The sequence below is a fragment of the Pseudoalteromonas sp. 2CM32C genome, from assembly GCF_023161925.1.
In the GTDB taxonomy this organism is placed as follows: domain Bacteria; phylum Pseudomonadota; class Gammaproteobacteria; order Enterobacterales; family Alteromonadaceae; genus Pseudoalteromonas; species Pseudoalteromonas marina.
This window is the reverse complement of the sequence record NZ_JALNTI010000003.1, coordinates 267,502-279,973: the sequence shown is the minus strand read 5'-3', so window position 1 is coordinate 279,973 and position 12,472 is coordinate 267,502. Positions and strand designations below refer to the sequence as shown.

The 12,472-nt window shown below is 38.3% G+C and carries 14 protein-coding genes; 9 read left to right on the top strand and 5 right to left on the bottom strand.

What is annotated here, in order from left to right; all coding sequences use genetic code 11:
- Positions 1 to 43: 43 nt before the first annotated feature.
- Positions 44 to 673, bottom strand: coding sequence for a 23S rRNA (uridine(2552)-2'-O)-methyltransferase RlmE (gene rlmE, locus MTF67_RS08280; protein ID WP_006793907.1), 630 nt, complete (start codon positions 671 to 673; stop codon positions 44 to 46).
- Between the two features lie 87 nt (positions 674 to 760).
- Between rlmE and yhbY the strand changes: the two genes are divergently transcribed.
- A complete protein-coding gene (gene yhbY / locus MTF67_RS08275; protein ID WP_006793908.1) occupies positions 761 to 1,057 on the top strand; it encodes a ribosome assembly RNA-binding protein YhbY in 297 nt (98 codons plus the stop codon).
- A gap of 80 nt (positions 1,058 to 1,137) precedes the next feature.
- Here yhbY and MTF67_RS08270 read toward each other — a convergent pair whose 3' ends face one another.
- Together MTF67_RS08270 and MTF67_RS08265 are read right to left on the bottom strand one after the other, a co-directional pair.
- Positions 1,138 to 1,647, bottom strand: a complete 510-nt coding sequence (locus MTF67_RS08270; RefSeq protein ID WP_248519258.1) for a histidine phosphatase family protein — start codon at positions 1,645 to 1,647, stop codon at positions 1,138 to 1,140.
- Positions 1,644 to 2,798, bottom strand: coding sequence for a serine hydrolase domain-containing protein (locus tag MTF67_RS08265; RefSeq protein ID WP_248519257.1), 1,155 nt, complete (start codon positions 2,796 to 2,798; stop codon positions 1,644 to 1,646). The genes MTF67_RS08270 and MTF67_RS08265 overlap by 4 nt, the downstream gene beginning before the upstream one ends.
- Before the next feature lie 112 nt (positions 2,799 to 2,910).
- Here MTF67_RS08265 and MTF67_RS08260 point away from each other — a divergent pair, with 112 nt between their 5' ends.
- The 6 genes from MTF67_RS08260 to MTF67_RS08235 all read left to right on the top strand — a co-directional run bounded on the left by MTF67_RS08260 (position 2,911) and on the right by MTF67_RS08235 (position 8,631).
- Positions 2,911 to 3,714, top strand: coding sequence for a hypothetical protein (locus MTF67_RS08260; RefSeq protein WP_248519256.1), 804 nt, complete (start codon positions 2,911 to 2,913; stop codon positions 3,712 to 3,714).
- Between the two features lie 91 nt (positions 3,715 to 3,805).
- A complete protein-coding gene (locus MTF67_RS08255) occupies positions 3,806 to 4,663 on the top strand; it encodes a MipA/OmpV family protein (RefSeq protein ID WP_248519255.1) in 858 nt (285 codons plus the stop codon).
- Complete coding sequence (locus MTF67_RS08250) at positions 4,653 to 5,036, top strand: DUF3019 domain-containing protein (protein WP_006793913.1); 384 nt, start codon at positions 4,653 to 4,655, stop codon at positions 5,034 to 5,036. Before MTF67_RS08255 ends, MTF67_RS08250 begins: the two co-directional genes overlap by 11 nt.
- 21 nt (positions 5,037 to 5,057) lie before the next feature.
- On the top strand, positions 5,058 to 5,762 hold the full coding sequence (locus MTF67_RS08245) for a response regulator transcription factor (RefSeq protein WP_248519254.1): 705 nt from the start codon (positions 5,058 to 5,060) through the stop codon (positions 5,760 to 5,762).
- A gap of 19 nt (positions 5,763 to 5,781) precedes the next feature.
- Positions 5,782 to 7,074: an ATP-binding protein gene (locus MTF67_RS08240; RefSeq protein ID WP_248519253.1), complete on the top strand. Its 1,293-nt coding sequence runs from the start codon at positions 5,782 to 5,784 to the stop codon at positions 7,072 to 7,074.
- Positions 7,075 to 7,278: 204 nt separating this feature from the next.
- Positions 7,279 to 8,631 carry a sodium-dependent transporter gene (locus MTF67_RS08235; RefSeq protein WP_006793916.1) on the top strand — a complete coding sequence of 451 codons (1,353 nt, stop codon included), beginning with the start codon at positions 7,279 to 7,281 and terminating at the stop codon, positions 8,629 to 8,631.
- Between the two features lie 55 nt (positions 8,632 to 8,686).
- Here MTF67_RS08235 and MTF67_RS08230 read toward each other — a convergent pair whose 3' ends face one another.
- Positions 8,687 to 9,139, bottom strand: coding sequence for a GNAT family N-acetyltransferase (locus tag MTF67_RS08230; protein WP_248519252.1), 453 nt, complete (start codon positions 9,137 to 9,139; stop codon positions 8,687 to 8,689).
- Between the two features lie 100 nt (positions 9,140 to 9,239).
- Entirely contained in the window at positions 9,240 to 9,983 is a 744-nt protein-coding gene (locus MTF67_RS08225; RefSeq protein WP_006793918.1) for a sporulation protein, read from the bottom strand.
- A gap of 266 nt (positions 9,984 to 10,249) precedes the next feature.
- On the opposite strand from MTF67_RS08225, the gene MTF67_RS08220 reads away from it, so the two are divergent.
- Together MTF67_RS08220 and MTF67_RS08215 are read left to right on the top strand one after the other, a co-directional pair.
- Entirely contained in the window at positions 10,250 to 11,827 is a 1,578-nt protein-coding gene (locus tag MTF67_RS08220; protein WP_010557217.1) for a cation:proton antiporter family protein, read from the top strand.
- Positions 11,828 to 12,156: 329 nt separating this feature from the next.
- A complete protein-coding gene (locus MTF67_RS08215) occupies positions 12,157 to 12,372 on the top strand; it encodes a DUF3820 family protein (RefSeq protein WP_006793920.1) in 216 nt (71 codons plus the stop codon).
- The last annotated feature ends 100 nt before the right edge of the window (positions 12,373 to 12,472 follow it).

Here is a 12,472-nt window from a genome sequence, read left to right as displayed (position 1 = left end):
GTATCCAATTAATTTAAATTCAACTAAACGCCAAGCAACTGTACTACAGTTTGTATCCAGTCGCTACTATATATACTTCCCGAGAACGGGCACGTGAGGCATCAGGTTTGCGTATTTTCACTGCTTTAAAACTATTACGTACTTCCTGCAAGTATTGATCAAAGCCTTCGCCTTGGAAAACCTTAACAATAAATGCACCATTTTTCTTTAGAACTTGATTACACATATCTAGCGCAAGCTCAACTAAATACATACTTCCAGCTTGGTCCACTGAGTTATTACCACTCATGTTCGGTGCCATGTCAGAGAGTACCACATCAACATTTTTTCCATCAATGCGTTTTAATAAAGCATCTAACACGGCTTCTTCACGAAAGTCACCTTGTAAAAAATCAACACCCGCTAAAGAGTCCATAGGTAAAATATCACAAGCAACAACTTGCCCCTTGTCACCTACCTTCTCGGCTAAATACTGTGACCAACTACCCGGGGCAGCCCCTAAATCCACCACAGTCATACCAGGGCGAAGTAACTTGTCTCTATTTTGTACTTCATCTAATTTAAAAACCGCTCTTGAACGCCAGCCTTTTTTTTGCGCTTCCTGAACATATTTATCATCAAAATGTTCTTTCAACCATCGCTGTGAACTGGCTGACTGTTTTTTATTTGTCATAAATTACACGCAACTAATTAGTAATATTCTCTAGATGGCGTTAGAATACCCTTAATTCAAGCCATATTCAGCAAAATTTGTATAAACATGACATTATCAAATAAACAAAAGCAGTTTTTAAAAGGCGAGGCACATAGCCTTAAGCCTGTAGTTTTACTAGGTTCTAACGGTTTAACCGAAGGCGTAGTGATGGAAATTCAAAGTGCACTAGAAATTCACGAATTAATCAAAGTTAAAGTACCAACTGACGATCGTGAAACCAAAGCGCTTATTTTTGAAGCTATCGTTCGTGAAACAGGTGCGACAAAGCTTCAAACAATTGGCCACACTATTGTGCTTTATCGCCAAAGCCCTGAGAAAAAAATTCAACTGCCGCGTAACTAATTTACTTCCTGAGTAATTTATTGCGCTTAATAAAAAACCAGCTATCAGCTGGTTTTTTATCATTTATTTAGCCCTGAATTCTAAAAAGAAAAATTCATTTCTAAGTCTTTGAGTAAATATTTAATTTCTGCATGATGCTTTTTTTTGCTTAACAAAAAATAGCGTGAATACTGCATTTCACTCATTGGTTCTATTTTTTCATTTGAAAGCAACGTTGCAAGTTCTGGAGTTGTATTGCTATGACCAATCACTGCAACTACGCCATCCAAAGACACTATCTGTTTTTTTAAATCAGCCAAATCTCCAGCATTGTAAATCTTTATTTCAGAATCAAAATGCGCAGCAAGTGGACCTGCTGTTTGTAAAGTACGTTTATAGTTACTACTAAATACATGCACTTTATCGAATTGCTTAAATAATGTGACTAGCTGCTCTGCCCGTTTATAGCCTTGCTGAGTTAACGCTGGGTTTTTACCTGCTAGTTTTTCACTATGGCGAAAAAGGTATATTTTTTCTGGAGCCGAAAATACATATTGGCTATTAAATAAAACTGCACATAACAAGATAAAAACACCGTATTTTACTTTCATATTGTCTGCTCACGTTTGTACGTTAATAAACGATTAATAAACTCGGTTGTTAACTCATTAATTAACCCTGTCTCGGCGTTTAACACTAAGCTAAAGCCAATATTTAAATGGGGGAATACCACCAAATCACTTCGGTATCCTTGCACCCAACCACTATGATAATACAAGGTTTCATTATCGTAATTGTATACTCGCCAGCCTAAGCCGTAATAAGCTTCGTGTAACTGTTTTTTCCACACCCTGCGGTACATTTCTTTTTTAGTGCGTGTATAGGGCCGAGTTTGTTTAGACAAAGCATCGAGTGACAACACTTCAGGGTAGTGACCTAATTGCGCCTTTAACCAGATAGCCATATCGCTTGCACTGGCATTAACACCAGCTGCTGGTCCAACTTTGTAGTAATTTTTTTTAAGCTTTGCAGTGTACCAACGTTTTTTCCCACGTACGTGCGGTAAAGCGTAATTACTATCAACCACCATGGCTTCATAACCCAAGCTAGCATCAACCATATCAAGTGGCTGAAAAATGCCTTCATTTAGCCATTGTGAATAATCTTTATTTGTACTTTTTAAAATAACATCATCAATTAAACTAAACATGACGTTTTGATAACCGTAGCATTTACCAGGCTCGCAAATAGGTTTAACCGTCACTAACTTTTGTACTATATCGGGATAATCCATTCGCGACTCAATTAAATTGTCATATGCGTTTGGCACCAAGCCGCTAGAATGGCTAAGTAAGTGATAAACTTTTAAGTTTTTTTCGTATTCTGTGCCTATAAAATCAGGTAAGTAATTACTGACGGAGTTATCTAATTTTATGAGCCCATCACTAGATAATTTTGCAGCCAGAGAGCCTGCAAATGTTTTAGACACCGACGCCAGTCTAAAACGAGTGTGAACATTAACCTTTTGACCATTTCGGGCTTTTGTTCGTCCGACCGCATGGATGTAATCACTATTGCCTAAATTAACTATCGAAAGTGCAGCTCCTGGAATGCCTTTACTCGTGAGTTTTTTTTCTGCGTAACGGCCATACTTTTTTACAAAACTATCCCAATTTGGGTCTTGCTGCGCTGCAAAACTAACGGTTGCATACACAAAACACACTGCAGTTAAGCAATACTTTAAAAGTGGTAAGCGCTTCATTTTTTAATACTTTATCTTTTTAACTGCCTCTGTATGCATAATATCATGAACTTTTCTTTGGACTAACGTACAATACAAAAATTATTGTACTTTTTGTGGGTGTTAAGTATTTATGCGTTTTTTAGTTGTATTACTTTTTGTTTTATTTTCATCAGGTTGTGCCATTACCAAACAACCAGCAGAACCTTTGGCTATGCCGTTAAAGCCAGCATTAACAACGCAAACATATCAGCTTAAATACCAAACAGAGCATGCTTCACCGAAAGTGAAGTCGGTGCAATTGCCTGCACACAAAGTTTTACAAAATCAAACTGTAAAAATAATTACCGATAAAGCAAGTGTAACCGACACTCTACTATCGCAAATAAGCCAAGCTCTTAACGATAAACAGCTTAAAGTTACGAGTAAAAATAACAGTGATTACACGCTGACTATTCAAAAGCTCGACTTAACATTTAAAGAAAACACACAGTATTCAATTGCCACACCTGAAAAGCAATTTGTCTTGTTTGAAAATATTGCAAAGCAATACCCAACGCAGCAATGTGCATCTATTTTTGCAGAAGTTAATATGCGTTTAACACACAAAGCGTCTGGCGATGTGGTGTGGTTTGCAACGTCGTCAATAGACAGCGCCAGCTTTCACCGAGAGCCGCTAATTTACAGCTTAAGTGAAGAACAAAGAATTACAAACGAATTAGAGGTTGTTGCATTTATCCACCAGCAAAACACAGAAGAAGCACGTTTAGCTAGAGTGGGTAAAGAGGTGAAAATCCCTGAGTATCAAATGCTGTCTAAATTATCTAGCCTAAGTAAGTTAAGTGGTCCGTGTAGCCGCACAGAAGTCAGTGCTCTAACACCTATGATGCAATTTTACTTAAGCAGTATATTAATAGATAAAATTAAAGTTCAGTAAAAGTAACATTTGCTACATTTTTTTACAGATTAAGGGTACACCTTAACAATATACTACGCACTATAACAACAAATAATCAGGCTCAACGTGGATGAAATATACCTTACTTAACCGTACTCTTTTTAGTATTGTCTTGTTCAGTTTGGGCCTTATAGCGACCTCAGCCCAAGCAAGTAATCGTTATTATGCAGACAACACCCTTGAGCCAACTCAAGGCTTTGCATGGGACTGGAGCGCAGGGGCAAGTTATTTTGTAGAAGATACCTACCTAGTCGGCACTAATGCCTACGACACCGATTTAGAGCTCGATTTAAGCCTTGCTGTATCATACGACCGATTTTATCTCGACTTTGACCATAACCAACTCAGTGGTGGTCTTATTATCGGCTACAGTATCATTGATAAGTATGATTGGGGCTTGGATATACTGGGCACGAACACCCAAGCAGGCTTTGACGAGAAAGGCCTTGGCTTTTATAACAGTGGTGTAATTGCAGAGCTTGATGGCATAAAGTCTCGTCGCTATGATTTTGGTGTTGGTCTAAGGCTTACACGCCGATTCGAAAACTCTCAAATTTCATTTGAATACCTTTATGATGTTTCTGGCGCCCATAACAGCTGGGTTGTTAACACCTTCTTTAGCCAAATTTTACCGTGGCGAAACTGGGAATTTAGATCCGGTGTTGGCGTAAGTGCTTATTCAGCTGATTTTACAAATTATTATTTTGGCATTGACCAAGAAGAAGTAGCCGAAAACCGACCTTTTTATGATGCACATGCAAGTACCAGCCTAATATTTGAATTTCATGCTGAATACCCAATAAGCCAAGATTGGGTTTTTCTAGCTGGCTTTCTTTCCACATGGTTTTCAGCAGAAATCGACGACAGCCCAATTATTTCTCAAGGGTATCAGCATAAAGCCAAGGTAGGCCTACGTTATGTTTTTTAGATGGTTTTGTTTGCTAATAATTTTTCCTGTATCAGCGCTTGCGCAATCTAGCGATACACAAAATACTTTAACCGCGGTTCCTGATACGTGTGTAGCTCTTCGTGAAGGGCGCGATTGTTATGCCGACGTTGTTATTACGTGGCACCAACCCATTATTGGTAATTATTGCCTACGCGATGCAACATCTAAATACATTATGCAATGTTGGCTCAAACAGCAACAAGGCACATTAAATTACGCGTTTGATTCTAAGCAAAGTATCGCATTTGAACTATTTGATAGTAATACATCAAAAATAATTGGCACTGCAGAAGTAAAACTTCAGTGGGTATATCAAAACAGACAAAAAAAGCGTCGCTGGCGATTATTTTAGCCACTGCATTAAGGATAATTTATGGATAATTACGGCACTATTTTATTAGTAGAAGATGATGCATCATTGGCTCAGTGGGTAGCCGAATACCTAACTGAACAAGGCTACACTACCCATGTTTGTCACCGAGGTGATGAAGTTGTCAGTCAGGTAAAAACCTTGAACCCAAACATTGTCCTACTTGATATTATGTTACCTGGTCAAGATGGCATAAGTGTATGTAGAGAACTTCGTAGCTTTTATAATGCGCCTATTATTATGCTTACAGCACGTGATGAAGAAATGGATGAAGTTATAGGTTTAGAGGTAGGTGCGAGCGATTATATAATGAAACCAGTACGCCCGCGCGCTTTGCTCGCTCGTATAAAAGCAGCACTTCGTCAAAGCAGTGAGCCCAATAAATTGGAAAAAGTAGAAAGCACAATTTCGGTCGGTTCGCTTAATATTAATACCGAATCGAGAAACGTGAAATTTAACGGCCAAGACATTAATATTTCCAGTGCTGAATATTTACTTTTGCATTATTTGGCAAGTAATGCGGGCCAAGTTGTATCACGTGACGCGGTTTTTAAAGCCACTAAAGGACGTGAATACGACGGACTTGATAGAAGTGTCGATGTGCTTATTTCTGCACTAAGAAAAAAGTTTAGCGACGACCCACAAAACCCTGAAAAAATTAAGACAATTTGGGGGCGTGGTTACTTGCTCGTCTCTACTGCATGGTAACTTACAGCTGTATGCTTAAATGAAAAAGTTTTACATATCACTACTTGGCAGCGCACTGGTATCTATTGTGGTTTTAGGTTGGCTTATAGACGCCTTTAGCCAGCAAGCACATACCCCACAAGACGAATTTAGTGTGCAAAGTAAAATGATGATGGGATTTAGTAAACAACTGGCAAATATTCCCACCTCTGAACGTGGCGCATATGTTAAGCAGCTAGGTGAAGAGTTTGATCTATCAATCGATTATAAACCTAATGAATCACTTGCTTTACCTCCTTCATTATTACTTCAAATGCATGCTGTTGGCGGATTGATTTTAGAAGATCAGCAAGGTTTTTATATGCTGTATAGCAACCAAGCGCTAAACCTCTTTCATATTTCTATGCGACTTAAAAAAAGCGCAGACACCGATAAACGAAATGATATATTTTTAACTTTGCTTTTTTATGCTGGCTTATGCATTTTAATGGGATTCATTATTGCGCCACTCGCTAAGCGACTAAGTGTACTCAATGAGGCTGCTAAACAGTTTGCATCAGGCAATACACAAGCCAGAATTAACGCCTCGCATTTCACTTATATAAGAGATGTAGAGTTAACGTTTAACAGTATGGCGAGCCAAATTGAAAAACTTGTCGCTGAAAATAAATTAATGGCATCAAGTTTATCGCACGATATACGCACCCCTATTGCCTGTCTTCGCTTTGGCTTAGATGCCGCCTTAGATACCCATGATGAAAAAAAAATAAAAACCTATTTAGAGCGTATGGAAAACGATTTAGATCATATGGAATCCATGCTTAAAAGTTATTTAGCGTTTGCAACACTTGAACAAAACGCAAACAAATTGACGTATTCTTCAACAAATATAAAGCATTACCTTGAAGACATTTTAGTTCAGCTTGCCCCTAAGTTAGAATCACAAATGCTAAGTGTTGATCTTAATAGCTCAACTGACATTATTGTGGCCGACCTTCATTGGTTAGCACGTGCAATTACAAACCTGCTGACCAATGCCTGCGATTTTGCCGAACAATATATCTACTTGAGCGCCAAGGTTCACGAACGCCAACTTATCATAACCGTTGAAGACGATGGCCCAGGGATTGCCCAAGAAAACTTTAAAAATGTATTAAGCCCATTTTTTAGAGAGGAAGATCATAGAAACCGCGCAGATAAAAGCTATGGCCTTGGCTTGGCTATTGTTGAAAAGGTCGCTGACTGGCATAACGGTACTATTTCTGTCAGCAAAAGTAAGCACTTAGGCGGAGCCTGCTTTACCCTAAGTATTACCCAGCATTATAAATCGTAAAGTATAAATTACGCGGTGTAATTAACATTTTTAAAACAAAATCAACCCATTAATTTTAATCTACTCCTAACATTTACTAAAAACAGCGCATTAATCACACCACTGGAAAACTAAATTATGTGGGATCAGCAAATAAGCACTTTTTATTTTTTTACATTTCCAGTAGATTGTCAGCGCAGTTAAAAAACAGAGAAGTATAATAATATGAGCGCAGTTAGAGGCGAGTTTAGTTCTCGCTTTGGATTTATTATGGCCGCCGCCGGTTCTGCCGTAGGTTTGGGCAACATATGGGGCTTTCCCACACAAACAGCCAGTAATGGTGGTGCCGCATTTTTAGTTGCCTATTTAGTGCTGGCTTTCTTTTTAGCTTATCCTGCGCTAATGGCCGAACTCATGATAGGTCGACACGGACAAGCTAACGCCGTCGTTTCTTTAACTAAAGTATCCAACAAACCTTGGCAAAAACACTTTGCATTTATTGTCGGCTTTGGGGGTATTTTATGCGCCGGCTTTATACTTAGTTTTTATGCTATTGTTGCAGGTTGGATGCTCAGCGCAACAGCCCAACCTATCGCCGCCTTGGCCGGAGCCGACGCAGCATCAACTTGGCTAAGCGAGCAATCACTTACTCGCAACGTTATTTTTACCCTTGTTTTTATTGTTTTAACAATAGCTATCATTAGTCGTGGTGTTGAAAACGGTATCGAAAAATGGTCAAAGCGCTTGATGCCCGCTTTATTGGGCATTTTATTTTTATTAATTGCTTATGTACTGACTCAAGAAGGTGCAATGGAAGGGTTAAAAGCCTACTTGTTACCTGACTTTTCGTCTATTTTTGACACTCAGTTAATTGTGAGCGCCTTAGGTCAAGCGTTTTTCTCATTATCGCTTGGCACAAGCGTTATGATTATATACGGCTCGTATATTAGTAAAAAAGAAAACCTCGTGTCTCTTGGTGCATACGTTACGTTAATTGATGTGTTCATTGCCTTTGTTGCTGGCTTACTTATTATCCCTGCTATGTATGTAGCTCAAGCACAAGGTGTTGAGATATTTTCTGCCAGCGGAAAATTACTCTCAGAAGATACTTTAGTATTTCAGGTATTACCCGCTTTATTTGAAGGTATGGGCAGTGTAGGTTTATTTGTTGGCTTTGCATTTTTTGCCCTAATGAGTATAGCTGCGCTCACTTCGTCAATATCAATGCTTGAAGCACCTGTTTCCTATGCTGTAGAACGCTTTGCCTTGAAGCGCATTCAAGCAACGTGGGTCATTGGCGCCTTGATAGCAGTTGTTAGCATTACGATTGTGTGTAACCTAGGCGCATTATTTGGTTTAGTGATCACACTTACCACTAAGGTTGCGCAACCATTACTTGGCTTAATGTGCTGTATTTTTGTAGGCTGGATTTGGTACAGAAATTCATTACTACAAGCCATTCAACAGGGCAATCCCGAGGTACAAACTACGCTATTTTGGAAAATATGGCCTTGGTATACTAAGTTTGTGTGCCCTATCGCAATAGGTGCAGTGTTTGTCCACTCGTTATTAAGCTAACAACAACTCATATAAAAGCCCACACTTGTGGGCTTTTATATGAGTATAAATTTAACTAGCCGTTGTTAATTTTTAGTACCATATCTTGATGCGGTATACCGTCCTCTAAATATGCATCCCCTGTACACTTAAAACCAAATGACTCATAAAAGTCCAGTAAATAGGTTTGCGCACCGATAACTATGTCCCGTTCAGGCCAATGCGTTATACAACACGCTATTGCCTGTTCAACCAATTTACTAGCGATCCCCTTTCCTCTGTGATGCTCACTCACTAAAACACGCCCAATTGCGCTGTACTGTCCGTTTTTTTCATAACAACGGGCGTAGCTCATTAACTGCATATTATCTAACGTATAAATATGCTGAGTAGTTTCAGAATTATCAACATCATCCAGCTCAGGGTAAGGGCAATTTTGCTCTACAACAAATACGTCTATGCGCCCTTTCATAATTAAAAACAAGGTATGAGGGGTCAGTTTATCAAATGGTTCACAGTTAAAATGCATGGTAATCCTTAAGCAAAAACCCAGCAGAAGCTGGGTTTAGTATCGCTATAGTACGAAATGAAAATAAAATTACATTCATCGCTATACAGTATAAAAAGTATTAAGCGAATAAACGCTCTAACTGATCACATAACTGAGACAAGTTTACATGGTCATGCTCAATGGTTACATCAATATACCCATCGCCTCTAAATGCACGGTCAAGCTCAATTAAAACGTGAGTTTTGTGGGCTTCTGGTACAAATGACAACTCGATTTCTTGAATTCCAAATAAACTTCTGCTGTTAGGTTTATATTCAAGTTCTTGGTAACACCCTGAAACAGAAGCAAACGTAGAGGCACGTAAAAAACCTTTTTCAACATCGGCTTTAGATAAACTAAAACCTAATTTATCCATTGCCTGCATACACGTTTTCACTGCTTCATTTGGGTAAATATGAAGATGGTCTTTGTCTGTTGGATCTAGTGCTAAATCAATATCTAGTCCAGTTTCTAACCAAACATGGGACTGGTTGTAACCCGCGTTAATTTCAGTGATCGGTGTTTCTGAATGCAAACGCGCTTCAAAAGGTATGCTTTTTACGTCACCGGGTTCCAACTTACCTATATCGGTAATTCGCCATTGATCAATTACATGATTAGTAAAATAATCACCTTCATCACCAGCCACTTTAACACGGGTCATTAGTAATAAATCTAAGCCTGCAATTTCTTGGCTAACGTCACCTGCTGTAATGACAATATTAGCGTTAAAAAGTTGTCCTGGTTGCAGATGTTCAGTCTCTAAAATAGTGTCAACTTTTGCTGCACCAATACCAACTGATGCTAAAATTTTTTTAAACATATAATTCTCCTTAAGCTGAGCCGCTCTTAAATATGCCCTAACTTAAACGTCTTCGTTTCCTCATCTTAACCATAATTAAAAGCCGTTGTCAGTTTAAAAGTAGGATTTAAATGCTTTTAAGGGTTAAATACGCATAATTTGTGCATTTATCATCCAAGCAAGGTGTTAAAAGCGACTAAATAAACAAAGCTCAAGTGGTAATTTAATTTTCATTAATCGCTGTTTTTAGCTACACTGCAGTACCAAATGATGTAATTTTAAGTATTATGGAACTAATCTACTTTGCTACCGCATTTGTGTGTGGTTTTGCCATTTATCAATTAAAACTCCCCCCTCTTATTGGCTTTTTGCTGGCGGGCTTTGCGCTTAATCTAGCTGGTTATAAAAGCACAGAATTACTTGATACAATCGCCGCATTGGGCGTTACTTTATTGCTGTTCAGTATTGGCTTAAAACTTAAAGTAAAAAGCTTAATAAAACCCCAAGTGTGGGCACCTGCCTCCCTTCATATTATATTTAGTAGCGCTATTTTTAGCGGTTTCATGTTGTTATTAGGTGTGTTTGCCCTGCCCCTTTTTGTTGACTTAAGTTGGCAAAGTGCCTTGTTGGTCGGCTTTGCTCTTAGCTTTTCAAGCACTGTATTTGCGGTAAAAGTATTAGAAGAGCGCGGTGAAATGGCCAGCCTACACGGTAAAATCGCTATTGGTATACTTGTAATGCAAGATATTTTTGCGGTTATATTTTTAGCTATTAGTACAGGAAAAGTACCCAACATTTGGGCGCTGGCTATTGTTATTGCCTTGCCTTTAATACGCCCTATTATGTATTTTATGCTCAACCGTTCTAAGCATGGTGAACTACTTCCTTTATTTGGTTTCTTTTTTGCGCTTGTTGCTGGTTATAACGCATTTGAATTTGCAGGCCTTAAAGGTGATTTAGGTGCGCTGATCATAGGCATGATGTTTGCTCCACATAAAAAAGCGGGCGAGCTATCAAAATCCTTACTCAACTTAAAAGATATTTTACTTGTCGGTTTTTTCTTAAGCATTGGTTTAAATGCTGAATTAACAGTTGATTCGCTTATCATTGCCATTGTGCTTATTTTTGTACTCCCTGTTAAAGTTATTCTTTATTATGTGTTCACGAATGCGTTTAAATTACGTGCACGTACCTCGCTACTTACCGCATTTACCTTATCTAACTACAGTGAATTTGGCTTGATTGTATGCGCTGTTGCAGCTTCAACAGGTATTATTACCCCTGAATGGTTAGCCGTTATGGCTATTGCGGTATCTATTACCTTTGTTATCGCCTCACCCCTTAACAAACGCTCTAATGAATTATATGTAAAAGTAGAAAGTTGGTTAGTAAAGTTTGAAAGCAAAACACGCCTAGCCGAAGAATTACCAGTAAACCTTAATGATACAAAAATTGTTATTTTTGGCATGGGTCGTATTGGCACCGGTGCTTATGAAACTATCAATATGACTCACCCCAATTTAGTAGCGGGTATTGATATAAAACCCGAAGTTGTCGATAAACATATAAGTAGAGGCCGTAAAGTACTGATTGCAGACGCTACCGACCCTGATTTTTGGCAACGTGTAAACCACTCTCACGTTGAAATGGTCATGTTAGCAATGCCAAAACACATGCAGAACATTTTTGCATTAGAGCAGCTTCAAGCGTCAGGTTACACAGGGCAAGTTACTGCAATTGCAAACTACCCAGATCAACAAAAAGAGCTTGAAAGTATGGGGGTGCACTCAACGTATAACTTTTACTTAGAAGCCGGTAGTGGTTTTGCTGAACATGTAAAACAAGAATTGTTTGGTGAAAAATAGTATTTAATATGTGTAAAGGCACAAAAACAATTCTTTTTCATTAGTAAATAAATAAAAAGCAATTGTATTTACATTCCTTTACAAGTGCATGCACCACGTCTGCAAAAAACAGGTAAACTGTCTTCGTTGGTTAAATATAACCCATGTTAAATACAACCTAGTTAGACTCCAGCTAACAAAAGTTGTGTCGGGCTTTTTACACCAACAAAAATTCTTAAATCAGAGGGCCTACTCCCTCACTCAATAGGCTGTTTCTTGCCCGTCACAGCCTATTTTATTACTCTAAAATACCTTACACTAACCCCATTGATACACCAAAAAGCAAACCTATGGATCCAGAACAATTAAAAATTGCCATAAACACTAAAATGCCATTTGGAAAATATTCAGGTCGTCCATTATTATTACTTCCCGAACCTTACTTAGTTTGGTTTAAACAGCAAGGTTTTCCAGATTCAAAACTAGGCAGTCAGTTAGCTATGATGTACGAGGTTAAGCTAAATGGCTTAGAGCAAATGCTTATGCCATTGCTAGAAAAAAAATAAAATTTTACGAAACTATTTTATAAATTGGCGGTCTATTTAATTGCTACTTGTTGATTTTGGTTTTAACCACAAAAAAAGCGCCTTTTGGCGCTTTTTTTAT

Coding starts and splice junctions, on each gene's coding strand:
- MTF67_RS08215 (WP_006793920.1), top strand. CDS start 12,157: ATGGATCCAGAACAATTAAAAATTGCCATAAACACTAAAATGCCATTT.
- MTF67_RS08225 (WP_006793918.1), bottom strand. CDS start 9,983: ATGTTTAAAAAAATTTTAGCATCAGTTGGTATTGGTGCAGCAAAAGTT.
- MTF67_RS08220 (WP_010557217.1), top strand. CDS start 10,250: ATGGAACTAATCTACTTTGCTACCGCATTTGTGTGTGGTTTTGCCATT.
- MTF67_RS08240 (WP_248519253.1), top strand. CDS start 5,782: ATGAAAAAGTTTTACATATCACTACTTGGCAGCGCACTGGTATCTATT.
- rlmE (WP_006793907.1), bottom strand. CDS start 673: ATGACAAATAAAAAACAGTCAGCCAGTTCACAGCGATGGTTGAAAGAA.
- MTF67_RS08235 (WP_006793916.1), top strand. CDS start 7,279: ATGAGCGCAGTTAGAGGCGAGTTTAGTTCTCGCTTTGGATTTATTATG.
- MTF67_RS08230 (WP_248519252.1), bottom strand. CDS start 9,139: ATGCATTTTAACTGTGAACCATTTGATAAACTGACCCCTCATACCTTG.
- MTF67_RS08255 (WP_248519255.1), top strand. CDS start 3,806: ATGAAATATACCTTACTTAACCGTACTCTTTTTAGTATTGTCTTGTTC.
- MTF67_RS08260 (WP_248519256.1), top strand. CDS start 2,911: ATGCGTTTTTTAGTTGTATTACTTTTTGTTTTATTTTCATCAGGTTGT.
- MTF67_RS08245 (WP_248519254.1), top strand. CDS start 5,058: ATGGATAATTACGGCACTATTTTATTAGTAGAAGATGATGCATCATTG.
- yhbY (WP_006793908.1), top strand. CDS start 761: ATGACATTATCAAATAAACAAAAGCAGTTTTTAAAAGGCGAGGCACAT.
- MTF67_RS08250 (WP_006793913.1), top strand. CDS start 4,653: ATGTTTTTTAGATGGTTTTGTTTGCTAATAATTTTTCCTGTATCAGCG.
- MTF67_RS08270 (WP_248519258.1), bottom strand. CDS start 1,647: ATGAAAGTAAAATACGGTGTTTTTATCTTGTTATGTGCAGTTTTATTT.
- MTF67_RS08265 (WP_248519257.1), bottom strand. CDS start 2,798: ATGAAGCGCTTACCACTTTTAAAGTATTGCTTAACTGCAGTGTGTTTT.